This window comes from Methanospirillum hungatei (assembly GCF_020216685.1).
GTDB lineage: Archaea > Halobacteriota > Methanomicrobia > Methanomicrobiales > Methanospirillaceae > Methanospirillum > Methanospirillum hungatei_B.
In genome coordinates this window covers 1-10,000 of sequence record NZ_JAIWNS010000091.1, presented here as the reverse complement: position 1 = coordinate 10,000, position 10,000 = coordinate 1, and the positions used below count along the sequence as shown (strand labels likewise).

Here is a 10,000-nt window from a genome sequence, read left to right as displayed (position 1 = left end):
GTGACAGGGAAAGCAGATACAACGAGTTCGTGTAAAATAGCATGGGTGAGCCGCTGGTACCTGGCCTTCATGGCTGGAATATCAAGGGCTGGGACGGTGCCACCAGAGATACCAAGATGGGCAGCGTATTCAGACCCGCCAAGTTCATCCCTGTTCTCTCCGATCAGGTAGACAAGATCTCCTTCGATCTTCGCATCAAGAGAGACTGCTTTAGTCACATCAGGATGGATACCGATGGAGGATACAAGGAGCGTCGGGGGCACGGAGACCAGCACCGGATTATTCTCTTCGTCATACCCCCTGAAGTCGTTGAACATACTGTCTTTTCCGGAGATGAATGGCGTCTCAAATCCGGTGGCCCCGTCATAACATCCACGGGCTGCCGCTTTGAGCTGGGCCAGTCGCTTTGGATCATCTGAAGAACACCAGCAGAAATTATCAAGAATGGCTATCGCATCAAGCGGGATACCAAGGGCGATAAGACCTCGGATCGCGGTGTCAATACAGGCAATCGCCATTCGGTAGGGGTCAATCTCTGAGTAGGACGGGAAGATGCCCTGTGAAAGTCCTACTCCTTTCTTTGAACCAGGAACTACTTTCGTAAGGGTTGCCATTCCCTGCACTCGTCCTGTTCCCTGGACCGGGCCAAGAACATGACCGCCCTGGACGGTGTGATCATATTGGATGGAGATGAACTCCTTGGAACAGATATTCTTTCTCGCAAGCATCTCTTTGAGGATCGTATCCAGTTGTTCCGGGCACGCAGGCATGGGATCTGATGGAACCGGGACTGGTGGTTCTGTCTGTAATTGTTTTACCGGAACACCGTCGTGCAGGAAGGAGAGTTCGATATCCATCACGACAGATCCATGATACTCCACAATACACCGGCCGGTGTTGGTAAATGTTCCAATAACCGTTGCCTCCACTTCCCGGCTGGAAAGGAGGTCCATGAATTCATCCAGTTTTTCAGGTGGAACCGCAAGTGTCATGCGTTCCTGTGATTCAGAGATCCAGATCTCCCAGGGTGCCATCCCCGGATATTTGAGCGGTACTTTATCAAGCCAGACATGACACCCGTTACATTCCTTTGCCATCTCTGCAACCGAACAGGAGATCCCGCCAGCGCCGTTATCGGTGATACTGGTATACAGACCCCGGTCACGGGCCTCTTTGACGATAACATCGGACAATTTCTTCTGAGTGATGGGATCTCCTATCTGGACGGCGGTGACCGGACTTCCCGGGTCCAATGCCTCTGAGGAGAACGTTGCCCCATGAATACCATCTTTCCCGACCCTGCCGCCGATCATGACAATATGATCTCCCGGGCGTGCCTGTTTCTCATAGAGCTTGCGTGTTCCGTCAGTTCTGGGCATTATGCCGACCGTTCCTGCAAAGACCAGGGGTTTTCCCACATACCGGTCATCAAAACAGACAAATCCCTGGGGGGTGGGGATGCCTGAACAGTTCCCGCCAACACCGACACCAGACACTACTCCGTCAAGAATCCGTCGCGGAGAGAGGATCGGATTTGACTTATTTTTTCCACGATAGAGGGCCGGATTGCTCTCAGGATCGCCGACACAGAACCCATAGATGTTGATACAGGGCTTTGCTCCCAGACCAAACCCGATGGTGTCCCGGTTCACCCCCACAATACCGGTAAGTGCTCCGCCAAAGGGATCAAGTGCAGATGGAGAGTTATGGGTCTCGACCTTATGGGTGACAAGATAGTGGTCGTCAAAGATGATCGCCCCTGAATTGTCAGAGAAGACACTGAGGCAGATGTCTTTGTCGCCCTTTTGTGCCCGTATGGTATTGGTAGCCGCCTGGATACAGGTTTTATACAGCCCCCGTGGCATATCATCGTCCATTGGTGAGGCAAAGATCGTGTGTTTACAATGCTCACTCCAGGTCTGGGCCAGTGATTCTATCTCAACATCGGTCGGTTTTCTCCCCTGAGTTTGAAAATAGTCACGGATTGCACGCATCTGTATCAGATCAAGTGCAAGCGGGCCTCTTCTCTGTTCGGTCTCAGGGTCGGTGATGCCTTCCTTTCCGATTCTGATAAGTTCCTGGTCGTCCACGTCAAGGTCTACCGGTTCAGCAGTCGGGAGTTCGTGCAGGCTGACAACCGGGACAACTCGATCCATCCCTTTCGTGCCGTATTCTGCTCGTGATTTTATATGAACCCGGTTGATAAGAGGATTTGCAAGTGTTGCTGCCAGATTTTCAATGGCTGCTGGTGAAAGCCTTCCTCTGACAAAGAAGAGCTGGGATGAGTATACCGCCTCTCCAGGCCCGAATTTTCGTTTCGTGTAGTCTTCGATGGTCTGGCGTGCGGTTGTTCCGACGTTATCGGTCACCCCTGGAAGAAACCCGACCTCAATGGCTGTGTCAAAGTGTGCAATTATGGCCGTATCAATGGTACATGTCTGCACCACCGGGTTTATGAGCTGAGTTCCGATCTCACGCAGTTCTTCAGGGGTAAAGTCATGTGAATTCGTAGAAATGGTATAGATATCGATCACATGAAGCTCATCAATGGGAAACCCGAGTGAACGGATCCGATCGGTTCTGACCTTGAGTCTGGGATCGGTTTTATATTGGACTTCTATCCGGTGGACATATGCCATGTATACCTGGGTAGTACTTGGTTGTAATCCATCATAAGTCTCAAGACTGCAGGATAATTAACTGTGGAAAAAAATGTATGATAAAAAATAACAGATTCGTGTCTTTCCTGACCGTACTCTGTATATTCGGGGTGATTGGGGATGATGGTAAGGCACAGATCAGGACATGAGTCTTTCTATCACCCGCATCTTTTTGGCAATAGCGGCCTGTGCAGCCCGGTCAACCTCCTTTTTCATAGATTCAAAGTCCTGCTGCTCTTTCTCTACCAGTTTCTTGAGCGGAGTATATGCCGCCTCTCTGAACCGTGGGTTAAACTCCTCTTCTTTTCCGTTTCTCATAAGTACCGGCTCAGCCCGGCCCTCTTCGACCCGGCCAATGACTGATGATGTAACCCCGATATCAGAGAGCAGGGCCTTGGCCTTTGAGATGACATCCGGCTCTGCGATGATCAGAAGGGCATCAATGGACACGCCGAGCGGATCGATCTCAAGGTCCATCAGCATCCGGTATACATCTGGATCGACAAGCCCCTGAACCGCTTCCTCTTCCACAATGAACCGGAGACCGGCAGTCTTTGCCATCTCGTGAACATCTCCCCGGAGTCCTCCGTTCGTTACATCGGTCATTGCATGAATGGAACCAAGCAGGTCACTTTTCAGGATGGCATCCGCGGCACGAAGGAAGGTAAGGTTGATAGTCCGGTCTACCACATCTTGATACCCGTAATAGAGGGCGGTTGTCGCAATGGTTCCCCCTCCGGCACCTTCGGTCATAAGAAGCAGATCGCCAGGGGCAGCCTGTCGTCGTGCGGTGATGTGGTCTGCAACCCCCACGGTCCCGACACATCCGGTCATGCGGTCACCAATAACCATATCCCCGCCTATCCGGAGGGTTGATCCGCTGACAAGAGGCACCCCGGTCAGTTCTCCAACCGTCGTCACTCCTGCGGTATAATCAAAGATCTTGGCAACGTCCCCGTCATCGGCTACATGAATGTCTGAAAATAACATGACCGGCCGTGCCCCCATCACATAGCAGTCACGAAGGGTCGCACGGGTCACATGAAACCCGGCAAGGTAGGGAAAATCCGAGAGACGTGAATGCATCCCGTCAACGGTGCAGACAATAAACTGACCCCCCGCCTGAACCACCCCGGCATCATCCATATCTTCGACTCCCACAGTGGCCCCTGATTTTCCGATGATCTCGGCAATCTTTCTGTGTGCATAAAAGTCGCCGGTCCCCCGTGAACCGACTCCGAAGGCACCCATGGTGACACCGGCCTTTTCATAGGTGAGAATGTCACTCGTAAAGTCAGAGGTAGCGGTCACTTCGACCAGGACTGCCTTTGCAAAGGAAAGAGCATATTCTCTGCTGATCCCTTTTATCTCAACAATACGGTCAGCAAGATCTGATATAATATCCTGGGACGCCCTACCTCTCTTCAGATTCCGGCGGGCATAACCCTCAACATCCATGTCACAAGGTTTGCCCTCCTAGTAAAATAAGGGTATATATGGCGAAAGACTTCTTATGATTCATAGGTAAACCTATTTCTCACTGGTGGGCTCTTGCAAAAGGATTCGGTTTTTTCAATACCCTTCATACTCTTACTCATACTATTCTTGGTATGCGGTTTTGGGGCGGCAGATAACGCCACAGTGAGCGACAGCTCCGCATCCGATGTCCTGTCCAGCGACCTTCTTCAGATCTTATATAAAGCCTCCTGTCCGCCAGGTCAGTCGCCTGATGACATCATAGACAGCATGGAGAAGAACGGGCAGATACGCAGGAATGAGACCGGTGAGTGGTCAGTTCATATCCTCCTGGAACTTGAGAAGAATCAGACAAGTGAAAAAATCCTCCCTTTGCTTTCTCATCCGGCAGAGGACACATCCTATCATCTTGTCACCGGATGGGCAACATCAGAAAACCTGACTCTTCTATCTGGGATGAGCGGGATTAAAAGGATCATGCCCGTAATTCCCCCGGCCAGTTCCGGGTCATTTGAGATGATACAGGATGAACCTTCGCCAGTTTTGGTTCCTGAAAATTCATGGAAGAAAAAACTCTCCACCGACCTTTTACAGCTTCTTGATGATACCTATCTCTCCCCCGGACAGTCACGGGCAGATATGATGGCGCTCATGGAAAAGACCGGTGAAGTGAGGATTCGGGATGCTGATATTGAGGTCCGTATCTCGGCAAAGACAACCCCTTCCTTTTCACCGTCCTCATTTTTGGATTATTTCTCTTCGCCGGTTGTGGATTCGGTATACGGCCGAATCGGAGGATGGATACGGACAGATAATATCACCCGTCTGGCCATGCAGGAGGGGATACTCTCCCTTGTTGTTCAGATACCTCCACGGACATCCAAAATAACAACTGAGGGCGATTATCTGCTTCAGACACGGGAATTTCGGAATATATCCGGATTGTCCGGTGAAGGTGTCAAAGTCGGCGTCATATCGGACGGGGTTGATGGCCTAAAAGAACTGAAGGCCCTTGGAGAACTCCCGGATGTGGAGGTCTTATCTGATACCGTCGGCGGTGACGAAGGACTTGCCATGCTGCAGATCATCCATGATATTGCTCCGAATGCAACACTCCTCTTTCATGACCGGGGATCAAGCCAGATAGAATTTGTCCGTGCCCTGGACCAGCTGATTATCCATGGGTGCAACATTATTTGCGATGATATCACCTATGTGGAACCATTTTTCGAGGACGGGTATATCAGTCAGAATATTATCGACCGGGTCCTTTCGTATAATGTCCTCTATATTACTGCAGCCGGTAACTTTGCAAAGGAGCATTATCAGGCTCCATTTCACGGATACGAGGATCAGGGGTATCTCTGGCAGGATTTTCAGGGGTCATCCGGAAAAGACATGAAATTTACCGTTCCATCCGGTCTTGCCGGTCATGTGATCCTCCAATGGGACGATCGGTTTGGCGCTTCGGCGAACAATTATGATCTCTTCCTGTATGATGACTCGGGGCGGGAGATTGCAAGAAGTGTAAATCTTCAGGATGGAGATGACGATCCCATGGAATGGGTCAGGTTTGTAAATTCTGCCGACCGGCCACGGGAGTTTACGGTGAAGGTTGTCCAGGCAGCGGCAGAGGATGCCCTGCTCGAGATCTATGTCCTCCCCCTGTCAGGCAGATCGGTTGAATTAGATCCCTACACTCCTGAAGATTCTGTTTTTGGTCAGCAGGCAGTAAAACAGGCTCTGGTGGTGGGGGCTGTGGCACCTGGGGGGAAAAATCTCACCGTTCAGGAGTATTCTTCCCGGGGACCGGCACTGATCAGGTACCCTGTCTATGAGCTTCGAAATAAGCCGGATCTGGTAGCGCCGGATCATATCACGGTTCTGACCGGTTCAATGCAGCATGCGGTCTTTACCGGGACCAGTGCAGCCGCCCCTCATATTGCAGGGCTTGCAGCTCTTGTCATGAGCGGGTCTTTGGGTATGAAAGAGAGCGAAGTCAGGAAGATAATTCTGAATGCGACCGGCACATCTCCTGATGCATGGGATCCCGTATATGGGCGTGGGATACCGCTTGCAACGAACCTGTCACTACCGGAGAATACATCAGGGAATATCTGGTATCCGGTGATGAATGGGTGCAATTTTGAGCCACGGATGTATGATGCAGCAGAAAAAGTGCTCCTCTATCCTGGATGGAATATGGTATCAATCCCCTATCCACTTGCGAGGGGGAATGAAACCGCACAGATCTTCAACCCGGTTCATACTGCCTGCCATTCCATCTGGCGCTATAATCCGGCAGGAGGGTTCTGGAGTGTGGTCCGCCCAAATGACACTCTCTTTCAGATGGATGTGGTATGGGTATATTCAGAACAGGAGACTGGTATTAACCTGCATTTTGATACAACCGGGACCAACCAGACGGTAAAGCAACTGTATCAGGGGTGGAACCCGGTCGGGGTCCCGGGACGGGAGAGTATCACTGCCCGGGATCTGCTCTCCCCGCTTACCGATGCATGGACTACGGTTTTGGTCTTTGATCCAAGGACTCAGGAATTCAGGCCTTCTATTATAAATGGGGGTTTGGGAACCTATTCTCCGTCACGGTTATTATATCCGTCAGAAGGGTGGTGGATCTATATGAACCGGCCTGGAATTTTGTTTCCTGGCTGCTGACAAATCAGAGGGTTTTTGTCTCCCTGATACAGATGTTGAAGTACTCGGGCAGTATACATGGTGGGGCTTAACTTTAGGTGCCTGAATAAGAGCGGATGCTTTATAAAACCAGTGATGATGGGGTTCATTGGTATTCTGCTATTTTGTGGGCTCTTCATTCAGGTTTCCGGCGCTGAGAGCGATGAGGTGCGTCTTATCGTCTATGCAGCTCCAAATGAGACTGGTGGCTATGAACCGGTTCCACCTGATGTCCCGCTTCCAGAGAATGTTACCTATTCTCTCCGGTCTCCTCTGCTCGGATTTGTCACGGTCGATACAGACCCGAATGAGACCGAATATATCACAAATGAACTGTTAAACCTGCCGTGGGTCCATGAGATTGAGCAGGATGCACAGCGCACATCAGGATCAGTCACCAAAGATGATCAGATAACCAATAGTTCTCCGGATCAGTGGGCTCTTGTCAGAACCGGGGTTGATGCGGTCAGGCGGTCGGGGCTTAACTCATCGGTCCTGAAAGTTGCAGTCATTAGTACCGGGGCAGATGTCTCTCATCCGGATGCCGGCACCTTTGACCGTGGATATGACTGGGCAGGGCAGGACAGCAGACCTGAAGATGCGGATGGGTACGGGACTGCTCTCTGTGGTATTATCTCCCTGATTGCAGGGAATGTATCGCAGAATTCGACCAATTCTTCACTTGTTTTAATCCCTGAACGAATCGGGGTAACCGGAAAAGATATGTCTGCATCCCGTTCGGCTCTTGCAATCGCTCATGCAACCGATGCCGGTGCTGATATCATCCTGATGGGATATGGCGGGACTGAATCGTCACGGGCTGAGGATCGGGCCATAGCCTATGCAAAGGACCGTGGGGTTCTTCTCATCGCACCGGCTGGTGATGAGGATTCAAATTCCATGCATTACCCTTCTGATCATTTTGATGTAATATCCGTTGGATCAGTTGCAAAAACAGACGGGCTATCATATTTTTCCAATTACGGGATTTATAACGAACTTGTCGCACCTGGTGAGGATATTATCACCCCATGTCTGAACAACTCCTATTGCCGGGGCACAGGGACAGGATTTGCAGCTGCAGAGGTTGCAGGGGTTGCATCTCTTATAAAGAACGGGTATCCTGGGCTGACGTCAGCAGAAATCCGCTCTTTGCTTCAGTCATCGGCAACAGACCTTGGCAGAACCGGGAGAGATATTTACTATGGATACGGACTTTTAAATGCTCCGGCTGCGATGAAGGCCGCTGAGGATCTGACATTGCAAAAGACCCTCATCGCATTTAATTCAGGTACCGGTTCCCGTGAGATGAGACGGGCTCTGGGTTCAGGAAATTCAACTTTGCATGAGCTGCAACTGGTGCATGGCTGGAACTTTATCTCAATACCGGCACCGCTCAGATCCCAAAAGACATGCCGTGACCTCTTCTCAAAGGTCAATACCGACGGTCATACCATCTGGACTTACAAAGGAGCAGATGGATGGACTGCTCAAAACCCTGAGATCTCTCCGGCACCTCTGGACGGACTTCTGGTTTACTCTGATGCACCGGTATCTGTACCCCTTGTTCTCAATATGAACTCAAACAGTACAAAAACTGTGGAAAAGGGATGGAATCTTGTCGGTTCACCTTTTCTGAAAGAGATTTTGGCCCGTGACATTCTATCCCCGAATGAATCATCATGGGTGAGCATTCTTCCCTTTAATGTATCTACACAGCAGTACGATCCGGCTATCATCAGTGGAGCAGAGGGCAGGTTCTCAGATACCCGGAATATCTCCCCCTTTACCTCGTTCTGGATCTTCATGGATACAAACGGAACGTTTATCCGGTCATCAGGGGTATAAAATATTTGATCTGCAGGAGAATTGAGCACAATGGTCCAGCTCGGTGAACGGTTTTTATATGCGTTTGAAATAACCGGAGCATGCATCATCGGTCTGATATTTGTTGGTATGGCCGTTACGTCAGAATCTGCTGATATGGCCTGGAAACTGGTGATTGCTGCAGTCCTGTGTTTTTGTATCGCCCTCTTCTTTGGGGTGATGTATATTACGAATACAAAGGAACGAGAGAAAAGAAAGTTCAGAATGTGAAATGTGATCAGAATCTAAAAAAAAAAGATTAGATGATGATTGCTGCAGATGTCTTATCTTTTTCTTCGTCGAAATCGACAACAACTGCTTCAGTTGACAGGAGCATTCCTGCAATGGATGCTGCATTCTGAAGACCGGATCTGACAACCTTTGTCGGGTCAAGAACTCCTGCCTGGAGAAGGTCTTCATAGGTGTCAGTCTTTGCATTGTATCCGTAGGTCTCGCTTGCATTGCTCTTGATCATAGCGATGACTTCGGCTCCCTCGCGACCTGCATTGTCTGCAATCTGGCGGAGTGGTTCTTCAAGTGCACGCTTTACAATGTTGACACCGATCATCTGTTCAGGGTCAGCCTTCATGGATTCAAGTGCCTTGATTGCACGGAAGAGGGTTACTCCACCACCGGCGACATAGCCTTCCTCGACTGCTGCCTTGGTTGCGTTGAGTGCGTCATCGATACGCATCTTCTTCTCTTTGACTTCAGTCTCGGTTGCTGCGCCTGCCTTGATGACTGCGACACCACCGGAGAGTTTTGCAAGACGGTTCTGAAGAGTGGTCTTGTCGTACTTCTTCTCGGTAATGTTCAGCTGGGACTCGATCAGTTTCTTCCGGGTGTCGATGTCTGATTTCTTGCCCTTACCGCCTACGATGGTGGTCTTGTCCTGGTCAACCTTGACGGTCCGTGCCTGTCCGAGCATGTCAAGGGTGACATCCTCGATTGCAAGGTTGCGTTCCTCACTGATGACGGTTCCGCCGGTGAGGATTGCAATGTCCTGGAGAACTTCCTTTCTGACATCTCCAAATTCTGGTGCCTTGACTGCACAGACCTTGATGGCGCCACGGATGATGTTCAGGATGAGGGCAGTCTGGGCTTCTCCGTCGACATCGTCTGCGATGATGAGGAGCGGCTTTCCGGTCTGGGCGATCATCTCAAGAACCGGGATTAAGGTCTTCAGACTTGAGATCTTCCGGTCGGTGATGAGTATGTATGGTTCTTCAAACTCAACGACCCGGCGTTCCTGGTCGGTGACCATGTAGGGTGAAATGTACCCGCGGTCAAACTGCATACCT

Annotated in this window: 6 protein-coding genes; 3 read left to right on the top strand and 3 right to left on the bottom strand. The window is 50.5% G+C overall.

Features of this window, described 5'->3' with window-relative positions; translation table 11 throughout:
* A partial coding sequence (locus LDL35_RS05495) for an AIR synthase-related protein (RefSeq protein ID WP_304020248.1) occupies positions 1-2,639 on the bottom strand: 2,639 nt, incomplete at its 3' end.
* 159 nt (positions 2,640-2,798) lie between these two features.
* Entirely contained in the window at positions 2,799-4,118 is a 1,320-nt protein-coding gene (locus tag LDL35_RS05490) for an AIR synthase-related protein (RefSeq protein WP_304020247.1), read from the bottom strand.
* 183 nt (positions 4,119-4,301) lie between these two features.
* Between LDL35_RS05490 and LDL35_RS05485 the strand changes: the two genes are divergently transcribed.
* The 3 genes from LDL35_RS05485 to LDL35_RS05475 all read left to right on the top strand — a co-directional run bounded on the left by LDL35_RS05485 (position 4,302) and on the right by LDL35_RS05475 (position 8,930).
* The gene (locus LDL35_RS05485; RefSeq protein WP_304020246.1) at positions 4,302-6,815 is read left to right on the top strand and encodes a S8 family serine peptidase; all 2,514 of its coding nucleotides are present in this window, start codon (positions 4,302-4,304) and stop codon (positions 6,813-6,815) included.
* Between the two features lie 114 nt (positions 6,816-6,929).
* Positions 6,930-8,681 carry a S8 family serine peptidase gene (locus tag LDL35_RS05480; protein WP_304020244.1) on the top strand — a complete coding sequence of 584 codons (1,752 nt, stop codon included), beginning with the start codon at positions 6,930-6,932 and terminating at the stop codon, positions 8,679-8,681.
* Positions 8,682-8,711: 30 nt separating this feature from the next.
* On the top strand, positions 8,712-8,930 hold the full coding sequence (locus LDL35_RS05475) for a hypothetical protein (RefSeq protein ID WP_304020242.1): 219 nt from the start codon (positions 8,712-8,714) through the stop codon (positions 8,928-8,930).
* Between the two features lie 28 nt (positions 8,931-8,958).
* Here LDL35_RS05475 and groEL read toward each other — a convergent pair.
* The coding region (gene groEL / locus LDL35_RS05470) for a chaperonin GroEL (RefSeq protein WP_304020241.1) at positions 8,959-10,000 on the bottom strand (1,042 nt) is incomplete at its 5' end.